This window comes from Ewingella americana ATCC 33852 (assembly GCF_000735345.1).
Lineage (GTDB): Bacteria > Pseudomonadota > Gammaproteobacteria > Enterobacterales > Enterobacteriaceae > Ewingella > Ewingella americana.
The window spans coordinates 1-22,482 of record NZ_JMPJ01000031.1 but is presented as its reverse complement, the minus strand read 5'-3'; the positions used below and the strand labels follow the sequence as shown (position 1 = coordinate 22,482).

The window sequence follows — 22,482 nt, the reverse complement described above, 5'->3', positions numbered from 1 at the left end:
AATATTTGTTAAGGCTCTGATCATACTCGACACGTTTTGACCCGCTTCGGCGGTTTAGATACCCCGCGTCCACCGCTTTAAAGGCTAAAAATTATTTTTTGGCCTGGCTAGCTCATGTTCAGTTTTGCCCCGTCCTTCGACTCAATTAACGACGCTACAAATATTCTTACAGGTGATTTTTATCTCGCCTGCGGCCTGCTTTTGCTGCTGTTTTAAAAAAATGAGTCACCGTTTCTCAGCGTATTGGTTGCTGTAAACCAGGGGCGGTAGCGTGGAAATTTTCGACAAAATCTGGAATTCAATAGATGGCACGCAGTGGTTTCGAAGTGCAAAAAGCCGCGATTAAGGCTTTGTTTTTAAGAGAGATTAAAACCCGCTTTGGCAAGTTCCGCCTCGGCTACCTATGGGCAGCGCTGGAACCCATGGCACATATGCTGATTATGTTGGCGATATTCGGCTTTATTATGCATCGCACTATGCCGGATATTTCTTTCCCTGTTTTCTTAATCAATGGAATCGTTCCCTTCTTTGTCTTTAGCAATATTACTAATCGCTCGATTGGGGCGATTGAGGCAAATCAGGGGTTATTCAACTATCGTCCAGTCAAACCTATCGACACCATTATCGCCCGCGCCATTCTTGAAGCGATGATTTATGCCGTGGTTTACGTGCTGCTGATGGTGATTGTTGGCCTAGCCGGCGAAGAGTTTGAAGTGACTAAGATGGTCACGCTGGTGCTAGTGTGGGTGCTACTGGTTATTCTTTCCTGTGGCATTGGCCTTATCTTTATGGTGGTCGGGAAGACCTTCCCCGAGACCGAGAAGTTTCTGCCTATTCTGATCAAACCGCTCTATTTCATCTCCTGCATCATGTTTTCGCTGCATAACATCCCCAAGGACTATTGGCCCTATTTACTGTGGAACCCGATTGTTCACGTGGTCGAACTCTGTAGAGAAGCCGTGGTGCCGGGGTATATCAGCGAAGGCGTAAGCCTAAACTATCTGGCATTTTGCGCACTGGTCGCCCTGTTCGTCGGGCTGGCGCTTTATCGTAACCGCGAAGAGGCGATGTTGACCTCATGATCAGAATCGAAAATCTCACCAAGTCCTATCGCACCCCGGCTGGCCGTCACTATGTGTTTAAAGACCTCAACGTCGAGCTGCCTTCAGATAAGAGTGTTGCGCTGATTGGCCGAAATGGCGCCGGTAAATCAACATTGCTGCGGGTGATTGGCGGCATTGACCGACCGGACAGCGGCAAAATCTCGACCGATAAAACCATCTCATGGCCCGTCGGTCTGGCCGGAGGTTTTCAGGGCAGCCTGACCGGGCGTGAAAACGTCAAGTTCGTCGCCCGCCTTTATGCCACGCAGAGTGAGTTACGCGACAAAGTGGCCTTTGTTGAAGAGTTCGCCGAGTTGGGCAAATACTTCGACATGCCCATCAAGACCTACTCCTCGGGCATGAAATCCCGCCTCGGCTTCGGCCTGAGTATGGCTTTTAAGTTCGACTACTATCTGGTCGACGAAGTCACCGCCGTGGGAGACGCGCGCTTCAAACAGAAGTGCGCCGACTTGTTCAAAGCCCGCCATAAAGAAGCCAGTTTTTTAATGGTCTCGCACAGTCTCGGCTCACTAAAAGAGTTCTGTGACGTGGCACTGTTCATTGGTCGAGATAATAAAGTGCAGTATTTCGATTCAGTGGATGAGGCGATTGAGGTTTATAAGGTGGATGAAGGGATTTAATCAATAACCTTGATATATAAAGTATTAAGCTAAATCCTTAATAAAGATGCAGGTTGGAATTTTTATAAAATGAAAAAGATTAAGAAGTTTTTTAAAAGTCCAGGCATATTCTTCCGTGATTATCTCAATAAAAAACACCCTATTATTCGTAATGAAATTAAATGCCCAGAGTTAGAAGAGAGCATTCTTATTCGTCACGATCTTGCAATGGAAAAACTCATTAATATCGACTTCCCAATAGATGTTGTTTTTACTTGGGTAGATGACTCAGATTTGGAATGGCAACAACGCTATCAACAACATAAAGCGGTTACTAATACAAACACTGTTGGCCAGCATGCAACGGATGAAGCACGTTTTAGTAATCATGATGAATTACGTTACTCAATAAGAAGCGTAGAGCGTTATTTGCCTTGGGTAAGGCATATTTATATCGTTACTGACAGACAATCTCCTGTTTGGCTTAAAGAAAACACGCGAATTAAAGTTATCGATCATAGTGAGATCATCGAAGAAAAATATCTGCCGACATTTAACTCTCATGTAATCGAAGCACACTTGCATAAGATACCTGATCTGGCCGAGCACTTTATTTACTTTAATGATGATGTTTTTGTTGCTCGCCCCCTTCCAGCTGGGCATTTCTTCAAAAGTAATGGCATTGCTTCATTGTTCTTGTCGCAGAAGAGCTTAGCTGCGATGCAGGCTAGAGGTACCAATACGCCGACACTTTCAGCGTCTAAGCAATCCGTTACTATCTTTGACCGAGACTTCCAAATTGCTATCGATACTCCGCTGGTCCATACCTATGTGCCACTGAGAAAAAGCCTCTATGAGAAAGCATGGGAATTATACGCAAATGAAATAAGGGAGTTTTTGCCTAATAAATTCAGAACAAATTATGACATAAATTTGGCAACTTTTTTTGTACCTTGGTTATCTTATATAAAAGGTGAAGCCGTGCCCGTCAGGGATATCTGCTACTACTTTAATATCAGGTCCACAGCAGCGAGAAGTAGCTTTAAAGCACTAAAGCTCGCTAAGAAAGAAGGTGTACTCCCCCACTCCTTCTGTGCCAATGATTTTAATACCCTGAACGCACCTCTGGAAAACTATCAATCCCTCTTAAGTACAGCACTTAAATATCACTTTGAATCTGAGAAATAAAATGCTTAAAAGAAAACTTAAAAAATTAGTTCGTGATCCTAAATTGTTTATATCTGATATGATCAAAAAAAATCAAAAAAAAGCCAAATCAATAAAAAAAATTGAATTTGATTTTGGATATAAATATAGTATTGTTGCAGCAGTTTATAACTCTGAAAAATACTTAGATGATTTCTTTTTATCATTAACCAAACAAACCTTAAATTTCAAAAAACATATAAAAATCATTCTAGTAAATGATGGTTCGTCTGATAACTCTGAAACAAAAATAAAATACTGGATGGAAAAGTACCCTGATAATATAAGTTATATTTATAAAGAAAATGGTGGCCAAGCTAGCGCAAGAAACTTAGGATTAGAAAAAGTTGATACTGAATGGGTTAGCTTTATAGATCCAGATGATTTTGTTAACAAAGAATACTTTTTCACTATCAGTAAATATATCGATGGCAACAATATTGCAGATATAATTTCATGTAAAATGGTTGTTTATAAAGAAGATTCTCAATCCTTTGGCGACACACAGCCACTACGTTTTTGTTTTGAAAAAGATGAAACAATTCGTGATTGTAAAGATTTAGATGACCTGATTCAACTTTCAGCCAGTTCAGCTCTATTTAAAACTAAGATAATAAAATCCAACAATATTTTATTTAATCATGAAATAAAACCAAATTTCGAAGATGGGAAATTTGTAATTGATTACATGATGCATTGCTCAGGGAAAATAACATTTCTGAACAAGCCTAACTATTATTATCGAGTCCGCGGGGACGGAAGCTCAACCACTAATACACAATGGGAGAAAAAAGAAAAATATAGCAATGTTTTAGAATACGGTCTACTAGCAATGTTGCAGAACTATCACCTTGAGCAAAAAGGGAAAGTACCAAGATTTGCTCAACGCACTGCTTTATACTTTCTCATTCAATACTTTAATAGGATACTAAATAACCCACAAAGTATTGGATTTCTCGACACACATGAAAAAGAGAAGTTTCTGAAGAATTTAGATGATATATTCTTTTATATAGATGATAAAGAAATATTGAAATTTAATTTATTAGGAGCTTGGTTTTTCCATAAAATAGGAATGCAAGCTTTATTTAAATCAGGTGAAGGCTATAACTTTCAGATTGCTTATGTGAAAAATCATGATGCATATAAAAAAGAAGTTCAAATATCATATTTCTGTAACGAATATTCTTTAGAAGAAATAAGGATAAATAATAAAAATGTAGTCCCGATTCATATTCAAACAATGAAACATGATTTTCTTGGAAGGATTTTCTACGAACGTTTGCTGTGGGTGAAATATGATGACTTAAAAGATATTATGTCCGTTAAGCTGCATGAAAATACTGAAATTTCAATTATCGGAAAAAGCTTTAAGAAAGATGTATCTATTGGTGAAATTAATAATATCTTCCTCAATAAATCACCAACTAGAGATGAAGATGTCAACACATGGCTTTTTATGGACTCCGATACTCGTGCGGATGATAACGCAGAACATCTTTATCGCTATGTTAAAAATCAACAACCGCAAATAAATGCTTTTTTTGCCCTTAGAAAAAATTCCAAAGACTGGGAGAGATTAAGGTCAGAGGGCTTCAATCTAGTCGATTTTGAAAGTGATAAATTCGACATAATATATGATAGAGCAGCTGTTTTATTAAGCTCACATATCGACCGTTGTTTCACATCGTACAATGGGAAGTATTCCCTAGCAAATAAGAAGTTTATATTTCTACAACACGGCGTTACCAAAGACAACATATCTCAATGGTTAAACAACACCTGCAGAATAGATGGGATACTGACTTCAACATATAAAGAATATTTTTCTTTTTCAAATAAAGACTCATTGTATAATTTCGATACCAGAAATGTTTTACTGACAGGCATGCCAAGATACGATAACTTATCGTTACCGAGTGAATCATTAAATAAATCAGCAATCCTTATCATGCCTACGTGGCGAAAAGAATTAGCAGGAAAAACATTAAAAAACACTTCAACTAGAAGCTATAATAAAGAATTTAAAGAATCTGAATACTTCTCAAAATGGCAAGAGGTAATCAAATCAAAAAAACTACAAGAAATACATGTAGAATTCGGCAAAAGAGTGATCTTTACACCTCATCCAAACCTAATTCAATACATGGATGAGTTTGAGATTCCAGATTATATAGAAGTTGTTAACTGTCAGGAAAGGCAACTTCAAGAAATATTTTCGGATACAGATGTATTAATAACAGATTATTCATCAGTGGCATTCGATGTTGCTTTATCTGGTGGGAAAATAATTTATTATCAATTTGATGAGGAACAGGTATTTTCTGGTTTACATACTTATTCTCGTGGATATTATAATTATCATACAGATGGATTTGGTCCAGTCACATATGACCATGACCAAATTGTAAACTCGCTTGTAAATACGTTCAATGAAAGCACAAAAGATTCATTTAAGCCTTCTCAGGATGTATTCTCTTTTATAGATAAAAATAATTGCGAGAGGTCTTATCATGAAATAGTTAAGTTAATGAAACCTCATGAAAATGATAAATCTGTCGATATTTATTATGAATATGCAATAATGGCAACCAATAACAAGAATTGGGATTTAGCCCTTGAAAGGTGGAATATCCTGTTAAAGAATGAATTTAAATACAACCCTTATATTTCAGAAGCAAAAACAAGAATAGTAGATATATTAATTAACCAAGATAAAATAGAGAAAGCAAGTGAATTTTTAGAAGACTTATCTCTTGATGACTCATTTGAGTGGACTGACTCCAACCATATTCAAAATGGTAAAATAAATCTACTAACGCATAATTGGTCTCAATCTCTTTCTAATATCAACAAAATAAAAAAAATTTCTAATAAGGAAAAATTAATTATTTTGCAATGCTTTGCGGAATTGAGTCAAGCAGATGATTTTGAAAATACATTTGAGCAAATTAAATTAGGCATGGATGGCACTTATTCAGTGGTTTGTAATTCGTGGCGATTTATATGTTATAAGCAATGGTCATTGCTTTGTAATTTCTTGGAGGAGAATATCCACCTATTTAATAATGAGGAACTTGTCGAGTATAAACCACTTTTGATTTTAGCGAGAGCTCACCAAGAATTAGGTGATTACGATACAGCAAATGCTTATCTTGAACGCCATGAACTACACGATAGGGGTAATATATTACTTCGTTATCAAATTGCAAAACTCGCATTTGATAGGAAGCAATGGGGTAAAGTAATATCCCAGCTATCACTAATAAATATTGCCACCGATAAACTACCAGAAAATCTTGCATTAATATACCTTAAGTCTTTGCGATTTTCTAATAAATTAAAAGAAGCTGAAGACACTGTTAAGAAATTATCATTAGAAACTGTAGAAAAAAGTGATTTTATTTTCGAAATTGCCGAAATAAATTTAGCGCAAAAAAACTGGCATACCTCAGCTGAATATTGGATAAAAATAATTGATAAAAACGAAATTGCAAATTACAAACTTGCGTTTATCTATAGAAGACTGGGTATGGTTGAGGAAGGGTTAAGTTTACTAATTAAACCTGGATTAAAATCGCCCGAAACGTTAGATGAGTGGATCCTTAGGGCTGAACTTGCAGAATTATCAAAAAGATGGGATGAGGCTAACTATTGTTGGGAATCAATCCTTCGATATTACTCAGAAACTGCTCCAGCGTACTGTTGGGAACGGTTGAATAATAATAAGATGTTGGACTGCATGTCTAAAATCACAAATGCTATGGCAGAAAACACTCCTTGAGTAAATCAATTAGATGAGAGAGATATGTCAAGAATTGAAAAAACGCATTACTTTAATAATCAATCTGTCCAATATATGTTTTCCCCTGCCAAACAAGACAGACAACATCTGATTGTAATTTTCTCAGGATTTGCGGTAGATTATGATTTTGTTGGGACTACTGCTGAAAGTTGCAGAGCAAACATATTATGGATTAAAGATTTTTTTCATGGTGACAATGCCTACTATATATGTGTAAATAAAGACTTCATCATTGAAAATGCAGTTTATGATTTAATAGCCCATATTTTACATCAATTGTCTTTAACCAAAGAAAATTGTACTCTTGTTGGTTTCTCTAAAGGCGGCAGTGCCGCCTTGTACTTTGGCTTAAAGTATGACTTCAGAAACATCCTGTCATCATGCCCACAAATTAAAATTGGTACATATATTAAATATAACTGGCCACATCAAGCAAAACATATTTTGGGTAAAGATTATAATGACAATGACATTGTTGAAATAGACCATCTGATACAAGATCTTCTAGCTAGAAAAGATATTACTCATAAGAATATTTACTTCATCACATCAAAGAACGATGAACAATTTTCTGAACAGGTCGAGCCTTTCTTATTAGATTTTATTAAATGTAAGAATTTTAATTTAATCGTTACTAACTCAAGTCTTGCATGGCAACATAATAAGGTAACCAAATATAATATTCCTATTATATTGTCTATCCTATATGCTCATGGGGAAGGTATATTCCCTAATTTTGGATATGCGAGCAATGGTATTGCTCCTTTGAGCACAACGGAAAGGGAAAATATTTTAAATAAAATTAGACATCAACACCAAGCAATAGCACATATAAATAAAATAAAGTTAGAAGGATCTATGCTTCACCCCGACGGGGTAGGTTTAATTAAAGGAGCTGAATGTAAGGACTACAGCCAAATAAAACACAAAATACTTTTTGTGAAGAAAAATAAAAGCTATGAATTTAATTTAGGTAAAAATTTAAATAGTGATCTTTCCTATCAGTTTTTTGAGACAACTTTTTGTGATTATAGCGCTGCTAGGATAACATCCATTGGTCAAAGGGGTATTGACATTTCACTGATGGAAGATGGCGACTATATTATTAAGTGTGAAATTGCATGCGCTGGAATTTCTCTAATTAAAGACATGACATCTAAAAAAGAAATTAATACTCAGAGCAATTTCCAAGATAAAATAGCAAGCATATATAACTTGTCAGATAAAATATATTTAAGCATAAATTCCTTAAATAGACCTATACTTCATAAAATTTTTGAAATTAAAAACAAATGGATTAAAGATAATAAATTACATTATGAAGGGATATTTGCGCTTAAAGGTGTGGATATTAAAGATTGGGGAGATGCCACTTATTATTTATATTTAATTTCTAACGATGCAAGTTATCTTGAGAAAATAGGGTTATCAAATAAAGACGAGCTGAAGACCGTTTTTCCAGATCACTATGGAAACTATCAAAAAGCATATTTTTGCAGTATTGGTAGCAATGGAGTTGACATGTCAAGACTTATCGACGGCGAATATAAAGTTAAAATAATTTTAAATAAAAAAGGAATGACATTTGAAGAGGATACAAATGATATTATTGAAAAGAAAAATGGTGAAGTTAACTTCCTAGTAAATTGATAAGTTTAAAAAACCTTAAAAATAATGCTTTGGGGGGTAAATATGCACTTAAAATCCTATAGTGATAACTCGAGTAATGCAATTGATTACACAGGTATTACTGATGAGAAAACAAAGGTTCTTTTTTTTGGTAAAAACAATAAACTTTTTGTCCATCCTGAAGCTAAAATAACCGGAACAACAATTCGATTTGATTGTGACGATGGTATTTGCCATATAGGTAGGAATTTCTTTTCAGGACTTATTCGGATAGGTCAAGGCTGTACTGTCTCAATAGGAAATGATGTAACTTGCACTGGTGGTTGTTATATATCCACTGCTGAGAATACTAGTATAACAATCGGTAATGATTGCATGATTGCATCAGGCAATGAGATAAGATCTGATGATGGTCACCCCATATTTGATATAGCTACGGGAGAGAGGATAAATAAGTCTCGTTCAATTCTTATTAGTGACCATGTTTGGTTGGCAGCCCGTTCAATAATTTTAAGCGGTTCTACAATTGGTGAAGGTAGCGTGATTGGCTTAGGCAGTATAGTTAAAGGCACTATACCTAACAATAGTATAGCTGTTGGGACTCCTGCCAAAATAATCAAGAAAAATATTGCTTGGGAAAGACCGCACTTAACATTATCCAAGCCTTTCTTAAAGCCTGATTCCTCTTGCATTACTAAAACAAAATATTGGAAAATGACAGAGGAAATAGTAATAACAAAAAACAACAACATTTTTAAAAAAATATTTGCCTTTTTGTGCAAAAAGAAAAAATAGTTTTTAAATTAAAACAATAACACCTGCAAGTTTCTTTATTAAATAATCTCTAAGTGGCAGTTTAATTAATACCACTTAGAGAGTTTTCTATGTTAAATTCCCCCGCCCCTCATCCCTAACCTTAATCCCACTTCCCTCAAACCGGTTCCCTTCCACCACATTATTATCGGCATAGTCGGCGAAATACTTACCTGAATTATCCTTGGGCTTATCGCCGCAGTCGAAGCCGGAGAGATCGCGAGTTTGGCGGGAGGCCAGCCAGATAGCTACCGGCTCATCAATGAAGTGATTATTGCGGATAATATTATGGTCACTGTGCTGCCAGCGGATCACGGATTTTCCGCTGCTGAAATGCTCGCCGCAATTCTTATAAAGAAAAACCCCGCCCGCGCCGTTCAACGCGAATGTATTACCTTCAATCACATTATTGGCGGAAGAATCTACCGCTAGCCCTTCTCGTTTGCCTTTGCCTAAGCTCTCATGACCGTTGTTTACGATCTGATTATTGAGAATATGGTTATTACGCGACGAATGCTCAAGATATATACCGGACATATACGAATGACTAACAGTGGAGTTACTGAGCGTCGACGTCGTCACGTAATCATCAAAATAAATTCCTACCCTGCCACTGCCCTGCACGTTGACATGATCAATAAGCACCTTAGTTGGCGTTCGGCGGTAATTCTCTTGATGATCAGCGCTGAGCTGGTTAGCGGGAATATCTGACGTAATTCTTATGCCGCTATGGGTGAAATCGCGGATTTTGCAATTCTCAACGCTGACATTCTCCACCGGCTGTCCTTTGCTATTAACCACGATGCCAAAAGCACGGCGATTATCGCCATCTAGCGTCGCGCCCTGACAATCAAGATGTGTATTGCTGTGCGAAATCACCAGAGACTGCGGGTAGACACAGTGGGCCTGTAGGCGAACATTACCTTGCAGATTGGCCGCGTCGGGGACATGGCAGCTGGGCTGATTGGCTGTCGGCTCAAGGGCACAAGAGGAGGCAGAACTCAGTATTAGCGGTAACAACAGGCGAGAAAAAGTACGATGAGTCAATAACATGGCAGCATCATCCATTAAAATTAAGGGCGCTTAGTATCAACACTAAGCGCCCTTTCTATTGATTAAACCGGCGTGTGGAAATAGGTCGGTTTGAACTCTTTTCCCGCCTCGGTGGTGGTCATCGCCTGCACATTGGCTTCCTTTTTATAACCGTAGTACACCGCGTTAATCTGGGTGGTGGTTAATAAATGGAGGCGATATTTTTTAAACAGTTTGCTGTCCGGCTTGAAGTCTGACTGCCAGAACTGATTCAGATGCCCCTGGAAAGTCAGCCCTTTCATGTCATACATCGCGTTACCCATCACTTTCAACGGCTTATTGTGGATCAGCGCTGAAATGCCCGCGGTGCTATTAATCGTGATCACCGCCTTGGCGTGATTTAGCAGTTCAGGCATCGGCAGGTCATGGACATACTTAACGCGATCGCTAATGTTGTACTGCTTGCCCAGTTTGCGAATCAGCGGCGCGTACAGGCGATGTCCACGATCCATCGGGTGATGCTTGATAACCAGATGCTGATCCGCCGCCGCCTTCTTCGAAAACGAGTACATCACATCATTAATGTAGTCGCGCACATCTGCGTAGGGGCTATGATTGCGGATCTGGCTGTCGTTATAGACCTGCAAAATCGCCAAATGGTAACGCTGGTCCAGCTCGGTCTGTAACTGTGGCAAAACCTTGCGCTGAAGGAATCGGTACCATTGCTTGCGCCATGCCGCCCTGATCCAACACCGCGCTTCATAGGTCGGCGAGAAGGATTTGTGGTGACGATACTTGGGAAACTCGCTGCGATAGCGCCAGCCAGCAATATAGTAAGAGATGCAGCTGGCTACCCGCAGATTGAAATAGGGTTTGAGTTTATTGATCTGCGGCGCATCAATATCAGGCAGCTGTCGATAGAACTCAGGGTTACGCGGCAATGCTGAAAACGCATTCACCCCGCCCTCTTCGACAGTAATGAAGTGCGGTCGCAGGTAGCCCTCTTCAAACGCCAGAAAACGCACGCCCTTGGCCTGCGCCCAGCGTTTCGCCACCTGATGCAAAGGGCGGCAATCACCAAAGCACAGGATGGTGTCGAAATCGTACTCCTGCCAAGTCTGTTTCAACCAGGTTGGAAATTCATTCGGCGTTTCAGTAAATTGCAGGTAGTCGCGGTCGCGGCAGTAGAATTTATCCCCACCGTTAAACACCACATTGACCGCCTGGCGGCCGAGTGACTCAAGCCACTTGGCGGTATCGCTGAAGAAAGTCCCCATTGGGCCTTGCAGCAGCAGATATTTTTTACCAGAAAGCAGAATTTTTAGGGCGTGACTGTCCATTTACACCAACATATCATCATCAAATAACGCGCTGATTTATTAGCCTATTTTGACTTTTATCAGCATGAGAAACTTTCTGTAATAACGGAGTATTCTTCCCGCTTTTCTTTTGGTAAATCTCATCTCGGCTCGCGGCATGGCGGCCAGTACATCCAACGCGCGTTCGACGGTGATCGCTTCGCGGGTTAATGGGTCAACGTAAGTGGGATAGGCAATAAGCGCCTGATATACCAAGTCATCGAGCATTAAAGCTCTCTGGCGGCGTGGCGATACGTGCTCGTCCTCTGTTACACCCCAACCGGCATAAAATGGCATGCCGTAACAAAAAACTTTTTTACCGTGCATCAAGGCTTCGAACCCGGAGAGCGAGGTCAGCGTATGCAGCTCATCGGCGGCCTGAATGCATTGAATAATATCTGCGTCTAGTGCCTGACTGTCGGCCCAGCGCGCCACATCCTCGGCGGGGATAGTGCCTTTGCGGTTACCCACCAGCACATCCGGATGCGGCTTATAAATGATGTAAGCCTCGGGATTACGTTCACGAACGGTGCGCAGCAAATCTCCATTGTTGCGCAGGCTCAGCGTGCCGGTCAGGATCGACGCATCATCTTCAACTTGCCCCGGTACCAACAAGACGCGTTTCCCCACGGCCTCTGGCGGCAGGCTGAAAGCCGCCCCAAGGTTATATTTGCTGAGTTTACTGCTGACTAATCGCTGGCGCAGGCTTGATGCGCGTGCTCGCTCTAAATCGGTCAAGCTGCTGTTGTTGAGCATTGTCTCAAGGTCGCTTGGACGAGTGGCGTCGTAGTAAATGCCGCTTTTATCCAGCACCAGTGACAACGGCGGATGGAGATCGGAACCGAGTCCAGAGGAACGCAAAAAACCGTCTTCCATACGCCAGATTGGCAAGCTCTGGGCCAATGCCCGCTGCTGCCAGCACTGTTCCCCTTTAATACCCCAAACAACACAGGCGGAGTGGTCTGCACCCCGCTCGCTGAAATTAACTTTGTTGCCAGAGGCTTTTAAAAAAGGCTGCAAAATACTGCGTTTCCATAGCGTCAGGCCCGGCGCCCAAAGATTACCAGCACGTTGTAACTGATGATTTTTTTGCATCAGGACGCCATAAACCACATCAAACAGAGTGCCCGGTTCGCCGCTGCCCGGATTGATATAGCGGCTGTAGCGCAGATAGGCGGCGCTGAACAGATCCAGCAGGCTGGCGCTGCCACGCCGCTGTGCCAGAACCTGCGACTCGGGGTGACGGTCATCCGTCAGCCCCCAACCGGCGTACCAAGGCTGACCAAATACCGTGACTTTTTTTCCCGCCATCAAAGCTTCAAAGCCATATTGCGACGTCACGGCGTAAACCCGCTGGACATGGCGAAGGAGCGAGTGCGGGCTGGCATTGTCAGCTAACAGCCTGATGCGCGGATGCATTGTCATCCAGGCTAAAGACTGACTGAAATAACCTTTCTTTTTGCCCGACAGCACGTCAGGGTGGATCTTGACCCAGACGTCAGCCTGCGGGTTGTCGGCCAACGCGGCGTTGAGCATGGCTTCGAAACTTGCCGTATCGGCATTGCCGTATTTAACCGCCATGTCGCCATAGGTCTGGTCGACCACCAATACAGCTTCGCCCTGCGCTGGCTGGCCGCTATAGGCCGGAGCCAAATTGTATTTCGACAAATCAGCATCGACGATTAAAGTCATGGCCCTGCGCGCATCGGCATACAGCGCCTGATTACCCGTGCGGTCGCAAATTAAGCTTTCCAAGGTACTCGGCTGGCTAGCGTCGTAATAGATACCTTGGGTATCGACCACCATCGACAGCGGCGGGCTACCCGTTACGCCAAGACCCAGCGAACGGATAAAGCCGTCTTCCAGACGGATCACCGGCAGCCCCGCGGTCTGAGCCAGTTTCACCGCTTTCTTGCCCGTCGGCCGATGCCCCCAAACCGCCACCGAAGTCACTTCGGGAGGCAGTGGGCGCAGCAGCGAAAGCTTGCGGTACGGCGCATCCAGAAAGCTTTCCAGATGTGCGATACGATGAATACCTGCGGAAAAAATGCCAATCATCAGATGGTCAACACCACTTTGGCCGCAACTGCCAGTTGATACAGAATGGTTGAGATGCCGCGCGTCACTTCGATGTTCTTCGACTCAAACTTCGGCAGTACCATCAGCTCATCGCCCGGTTGCAGCGTTTTGATATCTTCGGCATTCAGTGCTTCACCATTTTGTTTCACCAGAATGACCTTGGTGTTACTGGCTTTCTGGGTGTAGCCGCCAACCTTAGTAATGTAGTCATCCGGGCTGAGGCCCTTCTGCCAGCTCACCGCGTTCGGGAACAGCACTTCACCGTGGATCATCACCAGCGAGGTCTTCTCTGGAATATTGATCACGTCGCCATCTTCGAGGATCACTTCATCAAGATTGCTTTCGTTAAGCACCACTTCGCCTTTAGGCACCACGTTGCGAGCTTTAGCCACGAAACGGCTGATCAGCTGGGCTTCCTGCATGCGCAGGCGTGCCTCTTCAGAGGTAGAAGATTGCGCAGAAAGCGAAGCTTCCTCCAGTTTTTGCAAGGAGAGGTCCAGCATCTCTTTTTGGCGCAGAGCCACCGAGCGGCGATAAAGCTGAATCGCGTTCAGCTGCGACATGCTGTTAGTGCGGATCTGCTGCAATACCTGCTTCATAGTTGAGCCATAAGGCAGTACCACGGCATGCTCGCCGGAGTGCGCTCCTTCGATGCGCACCTGAATGGTGCCAGCATAGCGGTCGGCGCTGACAATCAGTTTATCGCCATCCTGCAAGGAGCGACCCGGCGCAGAACTCAGCGGATAGTACTCGCTGCGCTTCATGGTGCCCTGCTGGCGAATGATGGTCATGTGCGTTGCACCCGGCTTAGGACGCGCCCAGCTCAAAGCTTCGCTAACCGGGATAGTGCTGTTACGGAATTCGAAATCGTAGCTGTTGAACACTTCACCTTCGACGCTGAAGGTATGCTGACGCGGGCCAACCACGATGGTGTCGCCATCGGAGAACTGGGAAAGGCTCAAGTTGCCGTTGAGCAAGAAATCATAAAGGTTGATCTGCGAACGCACGCGGTTGCCGCGTTTTACTGTGATATCCACATAGCTGCCGCGCTCGGTGTCCACCCCGCCTGCCTTGCTCAAATAAGAGAGCAGAGAGTCAGAAGCCACCCCGCCGTATAACCCCGGATTGGTGACATAGCCCGTGACAAACACTTTTACCGGCTGAGCCTGCAACAGGGAGGCGTAAACATTGACGTTAGACTGATAAACCTGTTTGACCTTGGCGGTCACCACGCTATTAATCTGACTATTGGCAATTCCTGCAACCTTCAGCGGACCCACGTTCGGCAAGAAGATGTTGCCTTTCGGGTCAACGCTGAGTGAACCTTCGAAATTGAAAGCTCCCCACAGGCGCACCTGAATTTGGTCGCCCAGACTGACCACGTAGTTCGGGTTGAAGCCAATGCTAGAGCCGCTATCTGATGCCGAAACTGAGGTAAACAGCTGCGCGCCAAACATCCGGCTCATAATGGACGGTGTGGCAGGACGCGGCGAATCGTCGAATTGACTGTCAGTGTAAGTTTCCTGCTTCTCTCCGGTAAGAATCGAAGGCAGCGGCGCGGCTCCGGTCAGATTCGGATCGGCATTCAGCCCCACGGCATGAACCTGTAGAGCCTGAAGGGCAACCAGCAAAACGGCAGATTTAATAAGTTTCATAACATACTCTGTGAAACGCCTGAAGGTTAACGCCAACAGGCAAAAAATAGCGTTAATAGCACGTCAGTCTTTATGGTCGTCGATCACGGCCAGTAATAATTTGACGGTACCGAAGAGTAAACAGCAGACCAATAGCCAGCTGGCGATCAGGTACAGCGTGCTCGGGAAGCGAGATTCCTGCGGCAGCTGTGGAGAACTGATCACTGACAAGACTTTGAGTTTTCTCGCCGCTTCAACACGGGTTTTCTCAATAGAGGTCAAAGTCAGCTTGTAAATATCGGTATCGAACTGCACCTTGGCTTTGATCTCTTCGAAGTCGATCGCCATGCGGTTCAACTTGTGTCCATCAGGCGCAGTGATTTTGCTTTTTTCGTTATCAATCTGAGTAGAGAGCGATTTCAGCGCATTTTGCGCACTCACTACCTGCGGAGCATCTTCACGCAGATAGGTCAGCAAATTACGCAGTTCGGCTTCCATCTGAATCTTTTGTCCTACCAGCGTGTTAACCAGCGAGGTCGCGGCCATGGCCTGCTCTTGAGGGTCAAGCACGTTGTTGCTGTTCTGATAGGCCAGCATCTCTGTTTTACTGGCATTTAGGCGGGTGCGGGCAGATTGCATTTCATTTTCGGCGAACTGCAACTGGTCGCGAGCAATACGGTGTGAGAGTTCATTAATGAAACGCTCGGACTCTTTCAACACGGCCTGGTTAAAGCGCTGAGCGAATTCAGGCGAAAAACCCTGCGTACCAATAGTCAGCAAGCCGGTTTTATCGTCATAAGCCACGGCAATACGGTCGCGGTAATAGTTAAGGAATTGCTCGCGAGTCGCATTGGCTGGTAAATGATAGAAAAAGTCCCAGCCGCTATCGCCAAAGGCTTTATGAAAATCGAGCTGTTTATCGAGCGTGTCGAGCATATCCGGGGAATTAATATATTCCTTCAGATAAAGCGCATCTTCTGCCGAGCTTGGATTTGCCGCGCCCAGCAGCAAGCCGACATTGAGGCTGCCGCCGTCAATATCACTGGATCGCTTAATGGCGACTTTTGATTCGCTGAGATAACGCGGGTGGCTAAAAATAACCAGATAGGCAATTAAAACCATCATTGGGATAAGAATCAGCAACTTACCCAAATTACGCTGTACGCTTTGCAGGTTAATATAGGAAATACGCAGCGTATTCAGCGCATTGTAAAAATGCGCCGACTTCATTTTTTGAATAAACATATTTAATTATTTGCTATTTATATGGCGGGTCAGCACACCATTTTTATGCTGTTACGGAACATTCCCTGCTTAATCCAAGCGCCATTCTCATGACGAAATTAAAAGCATTACCCGAGCCAATCCCTTGACCACTTACCCCAAGCAATAGCCGTGCGCACCAGTTTGGCGCACATAAATAGCTTTAATAGATGCTTTGAAGGATAGGTGATAGTTGCCACACAAATAATAACGCTTATGAACCATAACAGCGTTCAATTGCTAGCAAATATTCATTCATTGAATGGATACGTTTTTTAACATATGAAATAAAATAACACAAATTCTTTAAGAAAAATCCTACGGATATTTTCCTTTGCTATCAGCCTTCTCCCACACTAACGCCACTTTACAAACGAACAGATTGTAACCAATCATTTCGGGAATTGTTACAAAAACGGCCTGCAAGCCTTACTGCGCCTGAATTTTTTAAAGTCAAATTTCTCCAAAACGATAGCAATCTTGAACAATTAGCAGTTCAAAATTATCCTCAACGTTTTGTTGCACCAAAATGGTTCACCACTTCCCCGCTCTATGGCAAATTTTGCTCCCAACAAGCAACCGATTGCTTCATTATTAGGCAACTGTTTCAGAACTTAGTTGTAAAAGTTAGAGTTTGATAGCAATAACGCAGCGTAACTGTTAATTAGCGATTGTTTAACAGCCACCAATTGGTTAATGATGAGCCGTTGCACCATAACGATCCATGTCAATTTGTAACATCGCACCAAAAAAGTGCGATTTGCGTTATTTAGCAAGCCTTAACGGTTCAGCACGCTTTTAAATCACTGAATTTTAAACGACTTGCTCTGTGGCACGCTAATTGCATTAAATCGACGCAACAAATGCCGTTCCCATAATATGTATAAAGGAAATTAACTGATGAAGTCACTGTTGAAAGTTTCCCTGGCCGCGATGACGCTGGCCTTTGCCGTTAGCTCCCACGCCGCAGACAAAAAATTAATCGTTGCTACTGACACCGCATTCGTTCCTTTTGAATTCAAACAAGGCGATAAGTATGTCGGTTTCGATATTGATCTGTGGGACGCCGTCGCCAAAGAGATGAAAGTCTCCTACGAACTCAAACCAATGGACTTTGGCGGTATCATTCCTGCCCTGCAAACTCACAACATCGATCTGGCGCTGGCGGGTATCACCATCACTCCAGAACGTAAAAAAGCCATCGACTTCTCTGACGGTTACTACAACAGCGGCCTGATGGTGATGGTTAAGAAAGACAACGACAGCATCAAAAGCGTTGCTGACCTGAAAGGCAAAACGGTTGCAGTGAAGAGCGGCACCAGCTCCGTTGACTACATGAAAGCCAACGTACAGACCAAAGATCTGCGTCAGTTCCCTAACATCGACAGCGCCTATATGGAACTCGGCACTGGCCGCGCTGACGCGGTAATGCACGACACGCCAAACATCCTGTACTTCATCAAAACTGCTGGCAACGGCCAGTTCAAAGCCGTTGGCGACTCGCTGGCTGGCCAACAGTACGGTATCGCTTTCCCACAGGGCAGCGACCTGCGTGAAAAAGCCAACGCCGCGCTGAAAACCATCAAAGAGAACGGCACTTACGCCAAGATCTACAAAAAATGGTTTGATACCGAGCCAAAATAATATCTACCCCGCGTAGATACTGACGTTGTGCGTCAGTGAGTGAGAAGTTAACGCCTGCCAGCGCACCCCGCTGAGCAGGCGTTAAAAGTAATAGGTTTATCTGGAGAGATTACATGCAGTTTGATTGGAGCGTTATTTGGCCCGCTCTGCCAATCCTGCTCGAAGGCGCCAAGATGACGCTGTGGATTTCGGTCCTCGGTCTGGTTGGCGGTCTGATTATCGGTGTGATTGCGGGCTTCGCTCGCGCGTTCGGCGGCTGGTTCAGCAGCCACGTAGCACTGGTATTTATTGAGCTTATTCGCGGTACCCCGATTGTCGTGCAAGTAATGTTTATTTACTTCGCCCTGCCAATGATGGTTCCTGATTTACGTATCGATCCTTTTACCGCCGCCGTGGTGACTATCATCATCAACTCCGGTGCGTACATCGCTGAAATTACTCGTGGCGCCGTGTTGTCGATTCACAATGGCTTTCGTGAAGCAGGTCTGGCGCTGGGTCTGTCGCGTCGTGACACGCTGCGTTACATCATCATGCCTCTGGCGCTGCGCCGCATGCTGCCACCGCTGGGCAACCAGTGGATCGTCAGCATCAAGGATACCTCGCTGTTCATCGTTATCGGCGTGGCCGAGCTGACCCGTCAAGGCCAGGAGATCATTGCCGGTAACTTCCGCGCGATGGAAATCTGGAGTGCGGTTGCCATTATTTATCTGATTATCACGCTGGCTCTGAGCTTTGTTCTGCGCCGCCTCGAACGCAAACTGAAAATTATATGATTGAATTTAAGAACGTCTCAAAACACTTTGGTAAGACCCAGGTGCTCCACGACATCGATCTACAGATTTCTCAGGGTGAAGTGGTCGTGATCATCGGGCCGTCTGGCTCCGGGAAATCCACCCTGCTGCGCTGCATCAACAAGCTGGAAGAGATAACGTCCGGCGACCTGATTGTCGACGGCCTGAAAGTCAATGATCCGAAAGTCGACGAGCGCCTGATCCGCCAAGAAGCGGGCATGGTATTCCAACAGTTCTACCTGTTCCCGCACATGACCGCGCTGGAAAACGTGGCCTTTGGCCCGATCCGCGTGCGTGGCGCGAAGAAGGAAGAAGCTAACAAGTTGGCGAAAGAGCTGTTGGCGAAGGTTGGCTTGTCCGAGCGTGCTCACCACTACCCGTCAGAGCTTTCCGGTGGACAGCAGCAGCGCGTGGCTATCGCCCGTGCGCTGGCAGTTAAACCTAAGCTGATGCTGTTTGATGAGCCAACCTCGGCGCTGGACCCGGAGCTGCGTCATGAAGTTTTGACCGTCATGAAGCAGCTGGCGGAAGAAGGCATGACCATGGTTATCGTGACCCACGAAGTGGGCTTTGCCGAGAAAGTGGCATCGCGCCTGATCTTCATCGATAAAGGCCGCATTGCTGAAGATGGCAAACCTGCTGACTTGGTGAATAACCCGCCAAGCGAACGTCTGCGCGAGTTCCTGCAACACGTTTCCTGATTCAACCAAAGCTCAATGAATAAACGGATATCCTCGGATATCCGTTTTTTTTGCCCCCATTTCTACCCCACTTCGACATAAATTCCCTACACTGTTGTAACACCAACGACTCCTTGTATGAGATCCATCGATAAATCGCAGCTTTAAAAGTGAGGAACAATGCCGAATAACGACTGGAACGCGTTATCGCAACGACCATTATCCGAGAGACATAAAAACCCTTTATTGCTTGTCTTGCCCTTCTTAATGCTGATGTTGATGCTGTTCAGCAGCGTCACACAAGCCGCCGCCCCGCAGCCTGCCGCCAACGCGGATGCCGATAAACAGAAAGCCTCCTATGCTGCGCTGGCCGATATTCTGCAAGACGATAAATCCCGCGCCGAGCTGATTGCTCACCTGCGCGACGCCGCCAAGCCGCAGTCTGGCGAGCAGCAACAGCCCGCCGCCGAGCCAAAAACCGAGCAAGTGTCGCTGGTTGATGGACTGGTGGATACCAGCCAACGCTACGCCTCTCAGGTGATGCAGCGCGTCGAGCAGCTCAAGGAAACCATAGATTCCGGGCCGAAGCGGGTATTTAATCCCGAGCGCTTTTTCCATGCTTTGACCTATTTTCTGATCACCGTGGCGGTGACCTTCGCCCTGTTCCATCTGATCCGTTTTCTGGTCAGCCCGCTGTATAAAAGGCTAGGCCGCTGGGGCCATCATGCTCGCCTGAAAGAGGCGCACTGGTATCAGCTGCCTGCCAGTATTCTCAGCGCCTTCGCGATAGATATCGCCATTTTGCTGCTCACCGTCGCCGCCGGAAACCTGTTCACCCAGTATGTGAACGGCGGCAGTGCGTTGATTGCTCGCCAGCAGGCGCTGTTCCTCAGTGCCTTTGCGGTGATTGAATTCTTCAAGGCGGTGCTGCGTTTAATCTTTGCGCCCAACTTCGACTATCTGCGCCCCTTCCCGCTGCGCGACAAGACCGCCAGCTACTGGAACACCCGACTGGCGTGGGTCAGCGGCCTGATTGGTTACGCGCTGATGGTGGCCGTGCCGATTGTTGCCACGCAGATTAACTACCCGGCCGCCGCCGTGGTGAACTTTGTGGTGATGCTGGCTCTGACTCTCTACGCCAGTTGGCTGATTCTGCATAACCGCAAGAGCATTCATCAGGAATTCAATCTGTTAGCAGAACGCTCAATGGCCTTTTTCAGCGTGATCCTGCGCACGCTGGGCCATATTTGGCATATTTTGGCCGTCAGCTACTTCATCGTGCTGTTCTTCCTGTCGCAGTTCGACTTCGCCGGCAGCCTGACCTTTATGATGGGCGCCACGCTGAAGAGTCTGGTGATCATCGCGCTGGGCGCCTTAATTTCCGGCCTGCTGTCGCGCTGGATTTTGAAACGCATCACCCTGCCCGACGACATCAACCGCCGCTACCCGATGCTGCAAAAACGCATTAACTCTTACATTCCAGGCGGGCTGAAAATCCTTCGCGTTCTGGTAGTGCTGTCCGTCACGCTCTCTCTGCTCGACGCGTGGCAGATTTTCAATCTGCACCAATGGCTGACCACCGAGGCCGGGCAGCAAGTGGTCGGCGGCGTGACGCATATTCTGTTTATTCTGTTCTTCGCCATCGTCTCATGGACCCTACTCGCCAGTATTATCGAGCACCGTCTGGCGCTGGAGCTGAGTAACGGCACCCGCCCCAGCGCCCGCGAACGCACCCTGCTGACACTATTCCGTAATGTGCTGGCCATCGTGATTTGCACCATCACCATCATGATCATGCTGTCGCAAATTGGCTTAAACATCGCGCCGCTGTTAGCCGGTGCCGGTGCTCTCGGCTTAGCCATCAGCTTCGGTGCCCAGACACTGGTAAAAGACGTGATCACCGGCGTATTCATTCAGTTCGAGAATGGGATGAATACCGGGGAATACGTCACAGTGATGGGTATTAGCGGCACGGTAGAACGCATGACCATTCGTTCCATCGGCCTGCGCGACATTTACGGCGTGTATCACATCGTTCCTTACTCTTCGATAACCACGCTGTCGAACTACGAGCGCGAGTTCGGCGTTTACCGCGCCAGCTATCGCGTAGGCCGTGACGAGGATATCGATCAGGTCAACGCCGTGCTGGCCGAGGCCGTGGAAGCCCTGAAGCAGGATGAGAGTGTCAAAGGCTCACTGCTCGGCGAGCCAATCTATCAGGGTGTAGTCGAGCTAGGCGACCAGTCCTTCAGCGTCCGCGTGCTGATCCGCACCAAAGCGCTGGAGCAGTGGAACGTGCAGTATGCGCTGGACCGTCTGGTGAAGATCCACTTCCAGAAGGCGGGAATAAGTATGCCGAAGCAGGCAATGCGGGTGTTTACGGAGGAGCCTCCTAAAGCTGTGGGGGATGGCTTTGAAAAGCCATAGAAACTTTTAAGGTCAAAACTTTGCGTTGCCGCGCAAACTGACCCTCAAGGTCAAAACCGTGCGCTGCCGCCACACCGTCAAAACCTTGCGTTGCCACGCAAACTGGCCTTTAAGGTCTAGGTCAAAACCGTGCGCTGCCGCCACACCGGCCTCAAGGGGCGCCTATCGCCGCGCCCCTTGAGAATCCCCGGCTCTATACTGCGCGCTATCGCTCGTTGGGTGGACGTGTTTCAGGGGCTTCCGTTATCCACCGCAAAATGTCGCCGCTTAGGCGGTGCCTTCGCTTCAGGCTTCGAGCCTTTGGTCTCGAACCATTCGCTCAGCGCCATTTTTGACTGCGGTTTTGAGGCATTTAGACCGTGCCGTTTCAGTGATGTTTGTCATGCTCATGATTTGGG

15 protein-coding genes are annotated in these 22,482 nt (G+C 45.2%); 10 read left to right on the top strand and 5 right to left on the bottom strand.

The genetic code is table 11. The annotated features are described in order from the left end of the window. The first annotated feature begins 305 nt into the window (after window positions 1-305). From GEAM_RS04605 to GEAM_RS22545, 6 genes are all read left to right on the top strand, one after another. Complete coding sequence (locus GEAM_RS04605; RefSeq protein ID WP_034788863.1) at window positions 306-1,082, top strand: ABC transporter permease; 777 nt, start codon at window positions 306-308, stop codon at window positions 1,080-1,082. Next, on the top strand, window positions 1,079-1,744 hold the full coding sequence (locus GEAM_RS04600) for an ABC transporter ATP-binding protein (RefSeq protein ID WP_034788861.1): 666 nt from the start codon (window positions 1,079-1,081) through the stop codon (window positions 1,742-1,744). Before GEAM_RS04605 ends, GEAM_RS04600 begins: the two co-directional genes overlap by 4 nt. A gap of 69 nt (window positions 1,745-1,813) precedes the next feature. Beyond that, window positions 1,814-2,911 (top strand): stealth family protein, encoded by a 1,098-nt coding sequence (locus GEAM_RS04595; protein WP_034788860.1) that lies wholly within the window; start codon window positions 1,814-1,816, stop codon window positions 2,909-2,911. A 1-nt stretch (window position 2,912) separates the two neighbouring features. Further along, window positions 2,913-6,713, top strand: a complete 3,801-nt coding sequence (locus GEAM_RS04590; protein WP_051899411.1) for a CDP-glycerol glycerophosphotransferase family protein — start codon at window positions 2,913-2,915, stop codon at window positions 6,711-6,713. Between the two features lie 24 nt (window positions 6,714-6,737). After that, a complete protein-coding gene (locus GEAM_RS22350) occupies window positions 6,738-8,384 on the top strand; it encodes a hypothetical protein (RefSeq protein WP_051899410.1) in 1,647 nt (548 codons plus the stop codon). A gap of 42 nt (window positions 8,385-8,426) precedes the next feature. Continuing rightward, complete coding sequence (locus tag GEAM_RS22545) at window positions 8,427-9,158, top strand: acyltransferase (protein WP_072009863.1); 732 nt, start codon at window positions 8,427-8,429, stop codon at window positions 9,156-9,158. 87 nt (window positions 9,159-9,245) lie between these two features. On the opposite strand, the gene GEAM_RS04575 is transcribed toward GEAM_RS22545, so the two are convergent. From GEAM_RS04575 to GEAM_RS04555, 5 genes are all read right to left on the bottom strand, one after another. Further along, complete coding sequence (locus tag GEAM_RS04575; protein ID WP_034788857.1) at window positions 9,246-10,229, bottom strand: right-handed parallel beta-helix repeat-containing protein; 984 nt, start codon at window positions 10,227-10,229, stop codon at window positions 9,246-9,248. A gap of 62 nt (window positions 10,230-10,291) precedes the next feature. Beyond that, the gene (locus GEAM_RS04570; protein WP_084674050.1) at window positions 10,292-11,548 is read right to left on the bottom strand and encodes a capsule biosynthesis protein; all 1,257 of its coding nucleotides are present in this window, start codon (window positions 11,546-11,548) and stop codon (window positions 10,292-10,294) included. 39 nt (window positions 11,549-11,587) lie between these two features. Next, entirely contained in the window at window positions 11,588-13,624 is a 2,037-nt protein-coding gene (locus GEAM_RS04565; RefSeq protein ID WP_034788855.1) for a capsular polysaccharide biosynthesis protein, read from the bottom strand. Next, window positions 13,624-15,300, bottom strand: a complete 1,677-nt coding sequence (locus GEAM_RS04560) for a polysaccharide biosynthesis/export family protein (protein WP_034788853.1) — start codon at window positions 15,298-15,300, stop codon at window positions 13,624-13,626. Before GEAM_RS04560 ends, GEAM_RS04565 begins: the two co-directional genes overlap by 1 nt. A 63-nt stretch (window positions 15,301-15,363) precedes the next feature. Beyond that, entirely contained in the window at window positions 15,364-16,524 is a 1,161-nt protein-coding gene (locus GEAM_RS04555; RefSeq protein WP_034788850.1) for a capsule biosynthesis protein, read from the bottom strand. A 918-nt stretch (window positions 16,525-17,442) separates the two neighbouring features. Between GEAM_RS04555 and glnH the strand changes: the two genes are divergently transcribed. From glnH to ybiO, 4 genes are all read left to right on the top strand, one after another. Further along, window positions 17,443-18,186, top strand: a complete 744-nt coding sequence (gene glnH, locus GEAM_RS04550; protein WP_034788847.1) for a glutamine ABC transporter substrate-binding protein GlnH — start codon at window positions 17,443-17,445, stop codon at window positions 18,184-18,186. A gap of 113 nt (window positions 18,187-18,299) precedes the next feature. Beyond that, a complete protein-coding gene (gene glnP / locus GEAM_RS04545; protein WP_034788844.1) occupies window positions 18,300-18,959 on the top strand; it encodes a glutamine ABC transporter permease GlnP in 660 nt (219 codons plus the stop codon). Next, a complete protein-coding gene (glnQ, locus tag GEAM_RS04540; RefSeq protein ID WP_034788842.1) occupies window positions 18,956-19,678 on the top strand; it encodes a glutamine ABC transporter ATP-binding protein GlnQ in 723 nt (240 codons plus the stop codon). Before glnP ends, glnQ begins: the two co-directional genes overlap by 4 nt. 246 nt (window positions 19,679-19,924) lie before the next feature. Next, entirely contained in the window at window positions 19,925-22,084 is a 2,160-nt protein-coding gene (gene ybiO, locus GEAM_RS04535) for a mechanosensitive channel protein (RefSeq protein WP_051899408.1), read from the top strand. The last annotated feature ends 398 nt before the right edge of the window (window positions 22,085-22,482 follow it).

Excerpts from the sequence above, each read along its gene's own strand:
- GEAM_RS04560 (WP_034788853.1), bottom strand. The coding sequence starts at position 15,300 with ATGAAACTTATTAAATCTGCCGTTTTGCTGGTTGCCCTTCAGGCTCTA.
- GEAM_RS04565 (WP_034788855.1), bottom strand. The coding sequence starts at position 13,624 with ATGATTGGCATTTTTTCCGCAGGTATTCATCGTATCGCACATCTGGAA.
- glnH (WP_034788847.1), top strand. The coding sequence starts at position 17,443 with ATGAAGTCACTGTTGAAAGTTTCCCTGGCCGCGATGACGCTGGCCTTT.
- glnP (WP_034788844.1), top strand. The coding sequence starts at position 18,300 with ATGCAGTTTGATTGGAGCGTTATTTGGCCCGCTCTGCCAATCCTGCTC.
- glnQ (WP_034788842.1), top strand. The coding sequence starts at position 18,956 with ATGATTGAATTTAAGAACGTCTCAAAACACTTTGGTAAGACCCAGGTG.
- ybiO (WP_051899408.1), top strand. The coding sequence starts at position 19,925 with ATGCTGATGTTGATGCTGTTCAGCAGCGTCACACAAGCCGCCGCCCCG.
- GEAM_RS04590 (WP_051899411.1), top strand. The coding sequence starts at position 2,913 with ATGCTTAAAAGAAAACTTAAAAAATTAGTTCGTGATCCTAAATTGTTT.
- GEAM_RS04555 (WP_034788850.1), bottom strand. The coding sequence starts at position 16,524 with ATGTTTATTCAAAAAATGAAGTCGGCGCATTTTTACAATGCGCTGAAT.
- GEAM_RS22545 (WP_072009863.1), top strand. The coding sequence starts at position 8,427 with ATGCACTTAAAATCCTATAGTGATAACTCGAGTAATGCAATTGATTAC.
- GEAM_RS04600 (WP_034788861.1), top strand. The coding sequence starts at position 1,079 with ATGATCAGAATCGAAAATCTCACCAAGTCCTATCGCACCCCGGCTGGC.
- GEAM_RS22350 (WP_051899410.1), top strand. The coding sequence starts at position 6,738 with ATGTCAAGAATTGAAAAAACGCATTACTTTAATAATCAATCTGTCCAA.
- GEAM_RS04595 (WP_034788860.1), top strand. The coding sequence starts at position 1,814 with ATGAAAAAGATTAAGAAGTTTTTTAAAAGTCCAGGCATATTCTTCCGT.
- GEAM_RS04570 (WP_084674050.1), bottom strand. The coding sequence starts at position 11,548 with ATGGACAGTCACGCCCTAAAAATTCTGCTTTCTGGTAAAAAATATCTG.
- GEAM_RS04575 (WP_034788857.1), bottom strand. The coding sequence starts at position 10,229 with ATGTTATTGACTCATCGTACTTTTTCTCGCCTGTTGTTACCGCTAATA.
- GEAM_RS04605 (WP_034788863.1), top strand. The coding sequence starts at position 306 with ATGGCACGCAGTGGTTTCGAAGTGCAAAAAGCCGCGATTAAGGCTTTG.